Annotated in this window: 13 protein-coding genes; 9 read left to right on the plus strand and 4 right to left on the minus strand. The window is 67.9% G+C overall.

What is annotated here, in order from left to right:
- Positions 1–85: 85 nt before the first annotated feature.
- Positions 86–496 carry a thioesterase family protein gene (locus MKD50_RS02305; protein WP_240071017.1) on the plus strand — a complete coding sequence of 137 codons (411 nt, stop codon included), beginning with the start codon at positions 86–88 and terminating at the stop codon, positions 494–496.
- Positions 497–530: 34 nt separating this feature from the next.
- Here the strand turns inward: MKD50_RS02305 and MKD50_RS02310 are convergent, their stop codons facing one another.
- Positions 531–1,457 (minus strand): transcriptional regulator GcvA, encoded by a 927-nt coding sequence (locus tag MKD50_RS02310; protein ID WP_252666266.1) that lies wholly within the window; start codon positions 1,455–1,457, stop codon positions 531–533.
- Positions 1,458–1,729: 272 nt separating this feature from the next.
- On the opposite strand from MKD50_RS02310, the gene MKD50_RS02315 reads away from it, so the two are divergent.
- Positions 1,730–5,683, plus strand: coding sequence for a DUF748 domain-containing protein (locus MKD50_RS02315; RefSeq protein WP_252666267.1), 3,954 nt, complete (start codon positions 1,730–1,732; stop codon positions 5,681–5,683).
- Positions 5,684–5,789: 106 nt separating this feature from the next.
- Positions 5,790–5,987, plus strand: a complete 198-nt coding sequence (locus MKD50_RS02320) for a rubredoxin (protein WP_018008339.1) — start codon at positions 5,790–5,792, stop codon at positions 5,985–5,987.
- A gap of 241 nt (positions 5,988–6,228) precedes the next feature.
- Here MKD50_RS02320 and MKD50_RS02325 read toward each other — a convergent pair whose 3' ends face one another.
- Both MKD50_RS02325 and MKD50_RS02330 read right to left on the minus strand, forming a co-directional pair.
- Positions 6,229–6,393, minus strand: coding sequence for a hypothetical protein (locus tag MKD50_RS02325; protein WP_172582403.1), 165 nt, complete (start codon positions 6,391–6,393; stop codon positions 6,229–6,231).
- 44 nt (positions 6,394–6,437) lie between these two features.
- A complete protein-coding gene (locus tag MKD50_RS02330) occupies positions 6,438–6,617 on the minus strand; it encodes a hypothetical protein (RefSeq protein WP_012356585.1) in 180 nt (59 codons plus the stop codon).
- 283 nt (positions 6,618–6,900) lie between these two features.
- Between MKD50_RS02330 and MKD50_RS02335 the strand changes: the two genes are divergently transcribed.
- From MKD50_RS02335 to MKD50_RS02360, 6 genes are all read left to right on the plus strand, one after another.
- Positions 6,901–7,404 carry a hypothetical protein gene (locus MKD50_RS02335; protein ID WP_115701759.1) on the plus strand — a complete coding sequence of 168 codons (504 nt, stop codon included), beginning with the start codon at positions 6,901–6,903 and terminating at the stop codon, positions 7,402–7,404.
- A 213-nt stretch (positions 7,405–7,617) separates the two neighbouring features.
- Complete coding sequence (locus MKD50_RS02340) at positions 7,618–8,976, plus strand: cytochrome c oxidase subunit II (protein WP_252666268.1); 1,359 nt, start codon at positions 7,618–7,620, stop codon at positions 8,974–8,976.
- Between the two features lie 10 nt (positions 8,977–8,986).
- Positions 8,987–10,744, plus strand: coding sequence for a cytochrome c oxidase subunit I (gene ctaD, locus MKD50_RS02345; RefSeq protein WP_115701755.1), 1,758 nt, complete (start codon positions 8,987–8,989; stop codon positions 10,742–10,744).
- The gene (locus tag MKD50_RS02350; protein WP_240071014.1) at positions 10,741–11,388 is read left to right on the plus strand and encodes a cytochrome c oxidase subunit 3 family protein; all 648 of its coding nucleotides are present in this window, start codon (positions 10,741–10,743) and stop codon (positions 11,386–11,388) included. The genes ctaD and MKD50_RS02350 overlap by 4 nt, the downstream gene beginning before the upstream one ends.
- 23 nt (positions 11,389–11,411) lie before the next feature.
- Positions 11,412–12,119, plus strand: a complete 708-nt coding sequence (locus MKD50_RS02355; protein WP_240071013.1) for a heme-copper oxidase subunit III family protein — start codon at positions 11,412–11,414, stop codon at positions 12,117–12,119.
- Positions 12,120–12,127: 8 nt separating this feature from the next.
- Positions 12,128–12,514 carry a cytochrome C oxidase subunit IV family protein gene (locus tag MKD50_RS02360; RefSeq protein ID WP_115701749.1) on the plus strand — a complete coding sequence of 129 codons (387 nt, stop codon included), beginning with the start codon at positions 12,128–12,130 and terminating at the stop codon, positions 12,512–12,514.
- A 66-nt stretch (positions 12,515–12,580) separates the two neighbouring features.
- Here the strand turns inward: MKD50_RS02360 and MKD50_RS02365 are convergent, their stop codons facing one another.
- On the minus strand, positions 12,581–14,008 hold the full coding sequence (locus MKD50_RS02365) for an NAD-dependent succinate-semialdehyde dehydrogenase (RefSeq protein ID WP_111516869.1): 1,428 nt from the start codon (positions 14,006–14,008) through the stop codon (positions 12,581–12,583).
- Between the last annotated feature and the right edge of the window lie 206 nt (positions 14,009–14,214).

A 14,214-nucleotide genomic window follows, 5' to 3' on the forward strand; every position in this document is an offset into this window, starting at 1 on the left:
ACGCATCGACAACGATCCGCCGCCCGCCCGGTTCGCGCCGGGGCGGGGAGGGCGGCTTCGCCCCAAGACCTGAAAGGAACCCATGATGAAGAACGGATTGCAACCCGGCGCCGCCTGCGCGCGCACGCTGACGGTCGACCGCCAGCGCACCATCGATTTTCTTGGCGAAAGCCTGCGCATCTACGCCACGCCCGAACTGGTACGCGATATCGAACAGACCTGCCTCGACTTCCTGCAAGGCTTTCTCGATGACGGCGAAAGCTCGGTGGGCGCGGAGGTGTCGGTGCAACACACGGGTGCCACGCCGCTGGGCGGCGAGGTGCGCATTCACGCCGAGGTCACGGCCATCGATGGCCGCAGCATCACCTTCAGCGTGACGGCCGACGATGCGGTGGAGCGGGTTTGCAGCGGCACGCATCGCCGCTTCGTGGTCGATGTCGAGCGCTTGCGCGCACGCGTGCAGAAAAAGACGGCATCGATGCCCGCCGCCGCCTGAAGCCGCGCAGCGGGACGCGCCCCGCAAGCCGCCCTCAGACGGGGGCCGGCTGCCGCTGGTCCTGCGACACTTCCGCGCGGATCCAGTCAGTGAAGCAGCGGATGCGGCGATCCTGCAGCCGCTCCTTCGGGAACACCACGAAGTAAGAGAATTCGACCGGCAGCCGGATCGATTCGAACAGGCGCATCAGCCGGCCTTCAGCCAGGTCCTGCTCGATCCAGTTCTTCTTGACCAGCGCCACGCCCAGGCCATTGAGCGCGGCGTTGATGACCAGGTGGCTCGGCCAGAACGACGGCCCGCGACTGGCATCGACATCGGTCACGCCGGCGTGTTCCAGCCACATCGCCCAGTCGGGGTTGCTCACGTCCGTGTAAGTGCTGTCGTCGTGCAGCAGCGTATGGTGCTTCAGGTCGGACGGCGTTTCGAGCGGCTGCGGACCTTGCAGCAGCGCCGGACTGCACACGGGAATGACCTCGACCGCCATGCACAGCTCGCAGTGCAGGCCGGGATAGTCGCCGCGGCCATAGCGGATCGCCATGTCGAAATCGTCGCGCTCGAAGTCGATGCGATGGTTCGAGGTGGACACCTTCAGGTCGATATCCGGATTCGCCTTCATGAAGCGGTCCATGCGCGGGATCAGCCATTTGACCGCGAAGGTGGGCGGCATGTTGACCTTCAGCGCCGGGCGGTCCTTGCTGTGCAGGCGATGGGTGGCATCCGCGAGCTGCTTGAAGGCCAGCTGCACGCTGGGCAGGTAGGCGTTGCCGGCCGGTGTCAGCACCAGGGCCTTGGCCTCGCGGATAAACAGCTGCACGCCAAGGCTCTCTTCCAGTGCCTTGATCTGGTGGCTGACCGCCGACGGCGTGACGAACAGTTCCTCCGCGGCGCGCGTGAAGCTCAGATGCCGGGCAGCCACTTCGAACGCCCTGAGCGGGTTGAGTGGGGGAATCTGTCTCGACATAGCGGTGGTACGCAATCCTGTAGATGCCTTGCCGACGTGGGGCCGGCAAGCCGCTGCACGATAGCATTCGTGCCACTGCATGGGAATAGGGGCCGGCGCCATGTAGGTGAATTCAGGACAGCTGCGTTTGCGGCCTTGGACAATTCCGTCCCGCGCCGGGCCCGATTTCTTTGCTTTGTCCTGAACCGTTGCCATAATGTCGAAAAATGTGAAATCCGGGGCACAAAGAAGCGTGCAGCGCCGGATTGCGGGGTCGGAATTTCTGGAACGTCATGGCATTCAAGCAATCCATCCAGGCGGCAGCCACGGTGGCTGCCACGCCGCGCGGCCGGGTGGCCGTGCGCATTGCGGTCGGCGTGGCGGCGGCGCTGGCGGTGTTCGGGCTGGCCGGGTATTTCGGCGGGCCGCCGCTGATCAAATACCTGGTCGAAAAGAACGCGACCGAGGCGCTCGGGCGCAAGGTCACGCTGGGGCAGGCCCATGTGCGGCCGTTCGAGCTGGCGGCCACGCTGACCGACCTGACCATTTACGAGCGCGACGGCCAGACGCCGGCGCTGACGCTGGGCGAGGCGCGGGCCAATACCTCGCTGGCCTCGGTCTGGCACCTGGCGCCGGTGGTCGACAACCTGCATGTCGACCGCCTGGCCGTGCACGTGGTGCGCGGCGCCGACGGCCGCATGAGCTTTGTCGATGTGCAGGAGAAGTTCGCGGCGCTGCCGCCCAAGCCGGCCGATGCCAGGCCGGCGCGTTTCTCGGTGAACAACATCGCGGTGACCGGCAGCAGCCTGCGCTATGACGACAAGCTGCTCGACACCACCCTGCGCGTCGACAACCTGACGCTGACGCTGCCGTTCCTGTCCAACCTGCCGCACGACGTCGAGATCGTGACCCGGCCCACGCTGAGCGCGCAGGTCAACGGCACGCCGCTGGCGTTGGACGGCGAGGTGCTGCCTTTTGCCGATTCACGCCAGACCCGGCTCAACATCAATTTCGACGGGCTCGAGGTGGCGCGGATGATGGCGTTCGCGCCGACGCTGCGCGATGCCGAGGTCAAGTCCGGCAAGCTCGATACGCGCCTGACGGTGGCGTTCCGCCAGCAGCAGGACACGCAGGAGATGGTGGTGCTGGGCACCGCCGCGCTGCGCGATGCCGAGGTGCGCACGCGCGCCGGCCAGCCGCTCGTCCGCAGCGGCAAGCTGGCGGTCGATATCGCCAGGCTGGAGCCGTTGGCGCATCGCGCGCAGCTGCGCAGCGTCGAGATCGAAGGGCTGGCGCTGGAGGCGGCACGGCGCGCGGATGGCTCGCTGAACCTGGCCACGGCATTCCTGCCGCAGGCGGTGAGCCGGTCCACCGATGGCGTGGCACCGGCGCCGGCCTCGGCTCCCGCTGCCGCCTCGGCGGTGCCGGCAGCCCCCGCGACGGCCGCGGCCAAGGAAGTGCCGTGGCGCTATGCGGTCGAGCGCATCGTCGTCAGGCAGGCCCGGGTGGGATTCGAAGATGCGCTGGCGCCATCGGGCCCGGGCAAGCTCGCGCTCGGGCCGCTCGATGCCGAGGTCAAGGGCTTTGCCGGCACCGACGCCGACAAGCCCGTGCGCGTCGAGGCCACGCTGACCGTGGCCGATGGCCAGACCCTGCACCATACCGGCGACCTGCTGCTGCGCGACGGCTCGATGGCCGGCACGCTGGAAACCACCGGGCTGCGGCCGCAGGGGTTTGCCGCCTGGTGGCCGCGCGAGCTGCGCAGCCAGTTCGGCACTACCGCGGTCAATGCCGAGCTGCATTACCGCATGGCGTGGGGCGCGCCGCAGTTCCAGTTCGTGCTGGAAAAATCGCGGCTGGAGCTGGCGCCGCTGTACGTCGCCACGCGCGACCCGGTGGTAATGCCGGCCGCCGCTGCACCGCGCGCGAGCGCAGCCGATGCGCATGCCGCGGACAGGCAACAGGGCGCCGGCCGCCGCGCGCGCGACCGCGCCGGCAACCGCGGCAGCGACCGGGATGGTGCCGCACTGCCGCTGCTGCAGGCGCAGAAGCTGGTGCTGGACGATATCCAGTTCGACCTCGCCAAACAGACCTTTGCCACCGGCCAGGTGACGCTGGCGCAACCGCAGATCGCCGCCACGCGCGACCATCGCGGCGAGCTGATCGAGATGGCGCGGCTGTGGGCGAGCCAATCCGCGCAGCAGGCGCGCGCGGCGCCGCGGAGCACGGCACCGGCCAGCGCCAACGGCGCGGCGGCGGGCGGCGGCTGGAAGGCCAATATTGGCAAGGTCGTGGTGGAAGGCGGCAGCGCCCGCCTCGCGGACTACCAGCCGGCCCAGGCCAACCGCGGCCGCCCGGTGATCCACCAGTTCCGCAATATCGGCCTGAGCACCGGCGCGTTGGCCTGGCCGCTGACGCCGGCGGCGGTGCCGGTCAAGCTGCATGCCGAATCCGGCCGCCGCGGCGTGATCGGCATCGATGGCACGGTGTTGCCCGCGCTGCCGGCCAGCCGCCTGCAGCTGGACCTGCGCCAGTTCGACGTGACCCCTTTGCAGCCTTACCTGGCTGACCGCTTCAACGCCGCGCTGCGCAGCGGCACGCTCACGGTCAAGGGCCGGCTCAATGTCGATGCGCCGGCCGGCAAGCCGCTCGCCGCGCATTTCAACGGCAACGTGCAGACCGGCAACGTGCGCACGGTGGACCGTGTCAGCGGCGACGACTTCCTGCGCTGGCGCTCGCTGGCGGTGTCGGGCATCGACTTTGCGATGGACGAGAGCAAGGGGCCGATGCGCGTGAGCCTGGGCAATGTCGCGCTGTCCGACTTCTACGCCCGCGTGATCCTGAACGCCAACGGCCGCCTGAACCTGCAGGACGTGATGGCCGGCGGTGCGGAGAAGGGCGAGGCGGCGCCGTCCACCAGCCTGACGCAGGCTAATCCGGCCTCGGCGCCGGCCGCGCCGCCGGTGCAGGCCGGCGACACGCGCAGCGCCCAGGTCGGGCAGAAGCCGGGCGGGCCCAAGCCGCAGATCCGCATCGGCGGGGTCTCGGTCGACAAGGGCAACATCAATTTCTCGGACTTCTTCGTCAAGCCCAACTACACCGCCAACCTGACCGGCATGAAGGGCTCGGTGTCGAAGGTGTCGTCGGGCGATCCCACCCCGGCCGACCTGGTGCTGGATGGCCGCATCGACGACGACGCGCCGGTCAATATCAGCGGCAAGCTCAATCCGCTGGGCGAGCAGCTGTTCCTCGACATTGCCGCCAAGGCCGCGGGCGTCGAGCTGACCCGGCTCACGCCCTATGCCGCCAAGTACGCCGGCTACCCCATCACCAAGGGCAAGCTGACCGTGGACGTGGCCTACAAGATCGAGAACGGCAGGCTCGATGCGCGCAACCACCTGTTCCTCGACCAGCTCACCTTCGGCGAGCGCGTCGACAGCCCCGATGCGACCAAGCTGCCGGTGCTGCTGGCGGTGTCGCTGCTCAAGGACCGCAATGGCGTGATCGATGTGAACCTGCCGGTGTCGGGCTCGCTGTCGGATCCGGAGTTCAGCATCGGCGGCGTGATCGTGCGCGTGATCGTCAACCTGCTGACCAAGGCGATCACCTCGCCGTTCTCGCTGATCGCCTCGGCCTTCGGCGGCAGCGGCGAGGAACTGGGCTATGTCGAGTTCGCGCCCGGCACCGCCACGCTGACCCCGTCGGCCAGGGACAAGATCGCCAAGCTGGGCCAGGCGCTCAATGACCGGCCCTCGCTGCGGCTGGAAATCAGCGGCCGCATCGATCCCGCCACCGATGAAGCCGGCGCCCGCCGCGCCTGGCTGGATGCGCGCGTGGCCGAGCAGAAGCGGCGCGACCTGCGCGACAACGCGCAGGCCGGGGCCGCAGCGGGCGACGATGAGGCCGGCGAGCAGGGCGCCGAGGTCAAGGTGTCGAAGGCCGAGTACCCCAAGTACCTGGAACAGGTCTACAAGCGCACCTCGATGAAGAAGCCGCGCAATTTCGTCGGCTTTGCCAAGACCCTGCCGCCCGAGGAGATGGAAAAGCTGCTGATGGCCAACGCCACCGTCACCGAGGCCGACCTCAAGCGCCTGGCCGAGCAGCGCGCGCTGGTGGTCAAGCAGTCGCTCGAACGCGAAGGCAAGGTGCCCGAGAGCCGGCTGTTCCTGACCGCGCCCAAGCTCAGCGCCGAGGGCATCAAGGACAAAGGCACGCCCAACCGCGTGGACTTTTCCATCCGCGGCTAGCGCGGGTGGCGGCGCCGCACCGCGCGGCGCCGCCACGGGCACTGCCGGGAAAACCGGTATGATTCGGCCCGGACAATCCGTTCCATCGCCGAATCAGGAGTGAATTTTGCAGCAGGAGCCAATGGAAGCCGCCGTCGCCTACAAGACGTGGGTGTGCGTGATCTGCGGCTGGGTGTACGACGAAGAGCAGGGCTGGCCGGAAGACGGCATCGCCCCCGGCACGCGCTGGGAGGACATTCCCGATGACTGGCGCTGCCCGGAATGCGACGTCGGCAAGGGCGAATTCGCGATGATCGAGCTGTAACGCTGCACGCACTTCTCTGTTGGTCCTATTCTGGTGACTTCAGCAGGGTGGCGCAGTTCGCTCGAGTGATGGCGCAGTTGTGGCGCAGTTTTTAAACTGCGCCACGATCCGGAGCGGAAGTGGGCGCAGTATAGACACCATTTGCTGAGAAGGGACGTGAAAGACACTGGATTCCCGCCTGCGCGGGAATGACTGAGGTGTTTGATGCAGCAACTGAAAGGCATTAACGCTCGCGCGGCGTTCAGCCGTGCCTGCGCGGCGCGTGCCGGCAAAGCCCCGCCCGCTGCCGCTGCACCTCGCACCGCCGATACCGCATCCGGTACGGATGACTGCAGCGCCACAGCGCGCGCCACACGGTGATGCACAATAACGCCACCATGATGGCTGCAAGCAGGCCGACCGACATGGCGGTCCTCCTCCCACTACGCGTGGACCGGATTCCGGCGGGAGTCAGATCAGCAGCGGTAATGCCTCCAGCACCAGCACCGCGACCAGTGCGCCGATCAGCGCGCCCATGGTGCGGCAACTGATGCGCAGGAACCTGGCGGTCACCGGGATCGAGCCCATGGCGATCACGCCTACCAGCGCCATCGGAATCAGGAATACAAGATCATGCGCGGTGAAGTGCATGGCGGTCTCCTGTCTCTCTCTTTTGTGATTCCAGTATAGGCAGTGTGTGCGGTATGGACGGTGTGCGCATCGGGATTGTCCCCGATGCGGCGCTTGTGCCCGAGTGCGCAGGTAGCGGCCGCTGCACTCGCCCGCGCCAGGCCGTTGCGCCACGTACGCACTCCGAGCCTTTTTTGGCTTGCCGGCCCCGAAGCGGGAAACCCGTGTCCTATGCTGAGCAAAGACGCGGGGCGTGTTTCCCCTTTCGTGCGATGCCCCGCCGACGAGAGAGACGGAGGTGGCTATGGAACTTCACATGCAATCGCACCACTACGTGCGACGACTGCCTGACTGGACCGCGGCAGCGGTGTCGGGGCTGGCGGCGGGCGCGTTGCTGCTGGTGCTGGAACTGTTCTGGTCGTCGATGGTGTCGGGCGTCAACCCGTGGGTGGCCACGCGCATGATCGCGGCGATCGTGATGGGCCCCGAGGTGCTGCAGACCTCGCTGTTCAGCGTCGGCACCGTGGCCGCGGCACTGGTGATCCACTTCGTGCTGGGCGCGGTGCTCGGCATGATCCTCGCGGCGATCCTGGCGCCGTTCACGCTTGATTCCAGCCTGGGCCTGGCCATGCTGGCGGGCGCGGTGTTCGGGGCGGTGGTCTACGTCTTCAACTTCTATGTGATGACGCGGGCGTTCCCGTGGTTTGTCGAGGTGCGCGGCTGGCACACCTTCGTCGGGCACCTGATCTTCGGCATGGCGGCGGCGGCGTGCTACTGGAAGCTGGAGAGCAAGGACGTGTCGCACTGAGCTGGCGCCGGCTGTATACGCGCGGGCAACACAGCGCTGCGGCGGCGGGGACCACGGGTTCCCGCCGCCGCTTTTTCCTTGTACGGCGCACTTGTGCAGTGCGCCACCAATGCTCCGGCGTGTCGCCTTGCAGTGACCTGACGGCATGCACTAGTCTTATCTCTACCTGCGTGACTTGCGCATCCCTCGCCGCGCGCGAGGAGGAGGGTGGATATGGCGATGGCCATCGCACTCGTCGTCATGGTTGCCGGATCGGTGCTCTTCCATTTCCTGAGCCCGTGGTGGGCAACGCCGCTGGCGTCCAACTGGAAACAGATGGACGACACGCTGACCATTACGCTCGTCATCACCGGCATCTTCTTTATCGGCATCAACCTGTTCGTCGGCTACATCGTCTGGCGCTTCCGTCATGATGCGCCGCATCCCAACGGCGGCAGCGGTCATCGCGCCTCCTATCATCCCGAAAACAGCAGGCTGGAACTGTGGCTGATCGGCGGCACCACGCTGGGCGTGATCTTGCTGCTGGCGCCGGGCCTGTTCGTCTATGCCGACTACGTGCGCCCGCCGCGCGAGGCGATGGTGATGGAAGTGGTCGGGCAGCAGTGGTCGTGGGCCTTCCGCTTTCCCGGCAAGAGCGGGCAGCTGGGCGCGTCCGACGCGCGCTTCGTCACTGGCGCCAATCCGCTCGGGCTGGATCCGGACGACCCGCGCGGGCTCGACAACATCGTCATCGTCGGTCCGGAGGTGCACCTGCCGCTGAACCAGCCAGTCAAGGTGCTGCTGCGTTCCAAGGACGTGCTGCATGACTTCTACGTGCCGCCGTTCCGCGCGCGCATGAACATGGTGCCGGGCATGGTGACGTCGTTCTGGTTCACACCGACGCAGGCGGGGCGCTTCGACATCCTGTGCGCGCAGCTGTGCGGCGTGGGGCATTACAACATGCGCGGCACGGTAGTGGTGGAAGAGCCGGCTGCGTTCGAGGCGTGGCTGGCGAAGCAGCAGACCTTTGCCATGACGCTGGCCAAGGCCGCGGCGCCGCCTGCGGCGATGGCCGCGGCCGCGCCTGGTGCCGCGGGTGCGGCCGGCACCATCGAGAAGGGCCGCGCGCTGGCGCAGAGCAAGGGCTGCGTCGGCTGCCACAGCATCGACGGCAATCCGGGCGTGGGGCCGACCTGGAAAGGCCTGTACGGCAAGACCGAGACTTTTGCCGACGGCAGCAGCGCCAGGGTGGACGATGCCTTCCTGCACAAGGAGATCGCTGACCCGCATGCGCGGCTGGTCAAGGGCTACGGCCCGGTAATGCCGAAGCTGCCGGTCAGCGACGACGAGCTGGCGGCGCTGTCCGCGTATATCAAGTCCGTCGGCAGCGGCGCGGCGGACGCCGGCATGGTGGCGCCGGTGGCCCCCGCGGACGTGCCGGCCGGAGCGGCCGCCACCACCAGCGCCGCGACCACGGCGGCCGCCGGTTCGGCAGCGCCCGCGGCCACGGCCGGCGCCGCGTCCGGCACCTATACCACTTCGACGGCCGTCGCGGTGCCGCCCACGGCCGCGCCCGCGCCGCCGCGCCAGTGAGGAGACCTGCATGGCCTATGCCGATGACGCCGCCCATCACGCGCCGCACAGCTTCTGGACGCGCTATGTCTGGAGCCAGGACCACAAGGTCATCGCCGTGCAATACACCATCGTGGCGATCGTGGTCGGCCTGGTGGGCGTGGCGCTGTCCAACCTGATGCGCATGCAGCTGGGCTTCCCCGGCCGCTTCGAGTTCATCGACGCCAACCGCTACTACCAGTTCGTGACCATGCACGGCATGATCATGGTGATCTACCTGCTGACCGCGCTGTTCCTGGGCGGCTTCGGCAACTACCTGATCCCGCTGATGGTGGGGGCGCGCGACATGGTGTTCCCCTTCCTCAACATGCTCAGCTTCTGGGTCTACCTGCTGTCGGTGATCGTGCTGCTGGCCAGCTTCTTCGTGCCGGGCGGACCCACCGGCGCGGGCTGGACGCTGTATCCGCCGCAGGCCATCCTGGCCGGCACGCCCGGACACGACTGGGGCATCATCCTGATGCTGGTGTCGCTGGCGATCTTCATCGTCGCGGCGACGATGGGCGGGCTCAACTACGTCACCACCGTGCTGCAGGCGCGCACCGAGGGCATGACGCTGCTGCGCATGCCGCTGTCGGTGTGGGGCATCTTCATGGCCACCATCCTGGCGCTGCTGGCGTTTCCGGCGCTGTTCGTGTCGGCGGTGATGATGCTGCTCGACAAGACCATGGGCACCAGCTTCTTCATGCCGGCAATGGTGTCGATGGGGCAGCAGCTGCAGTACAAGGGCGGCAGCCCGCTGCTGTTCCAGCACCTGTTCTGGTTCTTCGGCCACCCCGAGGTCTATATCGTCGCGCTGCCGGCCTTCGGCATCGTCTCGGACCTGATCAGCGTGCATTCGCGCAAGAGCATCTTCGGCTACCGCACCATGGTCTGGGCGATCCTGGCGATCGGCGTGCTGTCGGTGGTGGTGTGGGCCCACCATATGTTCGTCAGCGGCATGAACCCGTACTTCGGATTCTTCTTCGCCACCACCACCCTGATCATCGCGATCCCGACCGCGATCAAGGTCTACAACTGGGTCATCACGCTATGGCGCGGCGATATCCACTTCACCGTGCCGATGCTGTTCGCCATCGCCTTCATCAGCACCTTCATCATCGGCGGGCTGACCGGGCTGTTTCTGGGCAACGTCAGCGTCGACATCCCGCTGTCGAATACCTACTTCGTGGTGGCGCACTTCCACATGGTGATGGGGGTGTCGCCGATCCTGGTGGTGTTCGGCGGCCTTTACCACTGGTACCCCAAGGTCACCGGGCGGATGCTGGACGACAGCATGGGCCGCATCCATTTCTGGGTGACCTTCGTCGGCACCTATGCCATCTTCTTCCCGATGCACTACCTGGGCGTGCTGGGCATGCCGCGGCGCTACTACGCCTGGGAGAACTACGCCTTTATCCCGGAATCGGCGCATGTGATGAACATGTATATCTCGGTGGCGGCGTTCGTCGTCGCCACGGCGCAGCTGCTCTTTGTCTTCAATCTGTTCTGGAGCCTGCGTCACGGGCGCAAGGCCGACGGCAACCCCTGGCGCGCGGCCTCGCTGGAATGGCAGACGCCGCAGACCCCGCCCGCGCATGGCAACTGGGGCCCACACCTGCCGGTGGTGTACCGCTGGGCCTATGCCTACAGCGTACCGGGCGCGCGTGAAGACTTTATCGCGCAGAACGCGCCGCCGGAGCAGGGCGGCGCCGAGCCTGAACCGCACGCCAGCCGCGGAGCCGTAGCATGAACGCCGAAGCCCTGTACAAGGTCAGCCGCGACGACTTCGGCGGCAACCCGTCCGGCGAGAACGCCGCCAACCGCCATCCGCAGCGCCGCGCGCCGGCCAGCATCGGCCTGTGGGTGTTCATGGGCGTGGTCACGTCGCTGTTCGCGCTGTTCCTGACCGCCTATGCGCTGCGCATGGACAGCCCGGACTGGCACCGCATCGCGCTGCCGTGGCAGGTATGGCTGTCGACCGCGCTGCTGGCCGCGGGCAGCGTGGCGATGGCGGTGGCCGCGCGCGCGGCGGGCCGGAGCGAGATGGCCGCGGCGCGGCGCGCGCTGCGCCTGGGCGGGCTGGGGGCGGCCGCTTTCGTCGCCTCGCAGCTGTGGGCCTGGCAGGCGCTGGGCGCGATGCAAGTGATGCCGGCGGGCAATCCCGCGGGCAGCTTCTTCTACCTGCTGACCGCGATGCACGGGCTGCACGTGCTCGGCGGCCTGGCGGGCTGGGGCGTTGCCATGACGGCACGCGGCAGCGGCGAGGCCGCGGTGCTGCGCCTGCGGCTGTGCGCGCGCTACTGGCATTTCCTGCTGGCGGTGTGGGCCGTGCTGCTGGCGGCGCTGGGATGGCTCACGCCCGAACTGGTGCGCTACATCTGCGGCACGGCCTAGCGCCGGCGGCAAGGAGGACCGGCATGTCCACGCAACTGTCTTCACCATCGGCCGCCCCCGCGGTGGCGCCCGCGCCACCGGTCGGCGGCGTGCGCGGCCTGCTGGCCGACTGGTCGTCGGACCAGCAGGCCTTCAAGGTGTCGTGGGGCAAGGCGATGATGTGGATTTTCCTGCTGTCCGACACCTTCGTCTTCAGCTGCTTCCTGACCGGCTACATGACCGTGCGCATGTCGACCACGGTGCCGTGGCCTAACCCGAGCGAGGTGTTCGCGCTGCATGTGGGCGGCGCCGACATCCCGCTGCTGCTGATCGCGATCATGACCTTCGTGCTGATCACCAGCAGCGGCACCATGGCGATGGCGGTCAACTTCGCCTACCGGCGCGCGCGCCGCGAATGCGCGACGCTGATGTTCGTCACCGCGGCGTTCGGCGTGCTGTTCGTCGGCATGCAGGCGTTCGAATGGACCAAGCTGATCGTCGACGAGGGCGTGCGGCCCTGGGGCAACCCGATGGGGGCGGCGCAGTTCGGCTCGACCTTCTTCATGATCACGGGCTTCCACGGCCTGCACGTGTCGTGCGGCGTGATCTACCTGCTGGTGGTGGCCACGCGTGTGCTGCGCGGGCGCTACGAGGCCACCGGCAACTACCAGATCGTCGAGATCGCCGGGCTGTACTGGCACTTCGTCGACCTGGTGTGGGTGTTTATCTTTGCGCTGTTCTATCTCTGGTGAGGGTGGCCATGGCATCTAACCCGGCAACGCCCGCGGCAAATCCCGCGGCGCCAGCAACGCCCGCGCACGCCACTGGCGGGGACGCCGCGCACCACGGGCAGGAGCACCCGATCGGGCTGTACCTGAAAATCTGGCTGCTGCTGTTCGTGCTGTCGACGCTGTCGTACCTGGTCGACTATTTCCACTTCACCGGCTACCTGCGCTGGACCCTGATCCTGCTGTTCATGGGGCTGAAGGCAGGGTTGATCGTGGCGGTGTTCATGCACATGGCATGGGAGCGCATGGCGCTGATCTGCGCCATCCTGATCCCGCCGCTATGCCTGCTGGTGCTGGTCTGGCTGATGGCGGAAGAAGCGAATCATACGTTCCTGACGCGCGGCATCTTCTTCCGCTGACGGGGAGGCGCCGCCGGCCCCGGGGAGGGCGCCGGCGGCAGGCCGCCTTGCACCGCGCCCGGGTGCTCAGACCTGGGTGATGAACTTGGTCACCAGATAGCCGTCGAAGGTCTCCAGGCCGCCTTCACTGCCGATGCCCGAGTCCTTGATGCCGCCGAACGGGGTTTCGGCCAGCGCCATGCCGAAGTGGTTGATGTTGACCATGCCGGCCTCCAGGCCGTTGGACACTTCGGTTGCGGTCTTCAGCGAGTTGGTGAACACATACGACGCCAGGCCGAAGGGCAGGCTGTTGGCGCGACGCAGCACCTCGGCGGTGTCCTTGAAGCGCGTCACCGGCGCCACCGGGCCGAACGGCTCGTCGGTCATCAGGCGCGCGTCGTCGGGCAGGTCGGTGACCACGGTCGGCGCGAAGAAGTAGCCCTTGTCACCCAGGCGCGAGCCGCCCGCCACCACCTTGCCGCCGCGCTGGCTGGCATCGTCCAGGAACTGCTCCATCGACAGCACCCGGCGCTCGTGCGCCAGCGGCCCCATCTGGGTGCCGTCCTCGAGGCCGTTGCCGACCTTGATCGAGCCGATCACCTCGGTGAAGCGCGCCAGGAAGCGGTCATAGGCCTTCTCCTGGACGTAGAAGCGCGTGGGCGACACGCACACCTGGCCGGCATTGCGCAGCTTGAAGCGCGCCAGCATCTCGGCGGCCGGGTCGATGTCGGCATCGTCGAACACCAGCACCGGCGAATGCCCGCCCAGCTCCATGGTGACGCGCTTCATGTGCGCGCCGGCCAGCGCCGCCAGCTGCTTGCCCACCGGCACCGAGCCGGTGAACGAGATCTTGCGCACGATCGGCGATTCGATCAGGTAGGTCGAGACCTCGGCCGGCACGCCCCAGACGATGTTGAGCACGCCCGGCGGCAGGCCGGCATCGTGGAACAGCTGCGCCAGCGCCACCACCGCGCTGGGCGAGTCCTCGGGTCCCTTCAGGATCAGCGTGCAGCCCGCGCCCACCGCGGCGACGATCTTGCGGATGGCCTGGTTGAAGGGGAAGTTCCACGGCGTGAACGCGGCGCAGACGCCGATCGGCTCGCGCACTACCAGCTGGCGCACATTGGGCTGGCGCGGCGGGATCACGCGACCGTAGATGCGGCGGCATTCCTCGGCGTGCCAGTCGGCGTGCTCGGCGCAGACCATGATCTCGCCGACCGCCTCGGCCAGCGGCTTGCCCTGGTCCAGCGTGATATTGCGGCCGATGTCGCGGGCGCGCTCGCGCGCGAGTTCGCCGACGCGGCGCAGGATCTTGCCGCGCTCCAGCGGCGAGGTCTTCTTCCAGCTTTCGAAGGCGCGCTGCGCGGCGGCCAGGGCGCGGTCCAGGTCGGCGCGCGTGGCGTGCGGCAGCTGGCCCAGCACTTCCTGCGTGGCCGGGTTGATGACCTCCTGCTCGCGCCGGTCGCCTCCCTTGATGAATTCCCCGTCGATATAGAGGGCGAGATCCTGGTACATGCGTGTTCTCCTGGTGGGCGGTGAAACCGCAAGCTTAACCCGGCCGCCGCGTTCATGCAGCGCGCCGGGTGCATGCCAGGCGGCAATGTGCGGGAACGGGCCCGTCGGGCCGTCGGGCCCCGGCCCCCCGGGTCGGCCGGCGCTGGCGGCGGTGCGGACGCCGCGGCATGCTTGTAGGCCACCGCGGGGCAGGAATAGACTGGGCG

This window comes from Cupriavidus mimosae, from assembly GCF_023952485.1.
Lineage (GTDB): Bacteria > Pseudomonadota > Gammaproteobacteria > Burkholderiales > Burkholderiaceae > Cupriavidus > Cupriavidus taiwanensis_C.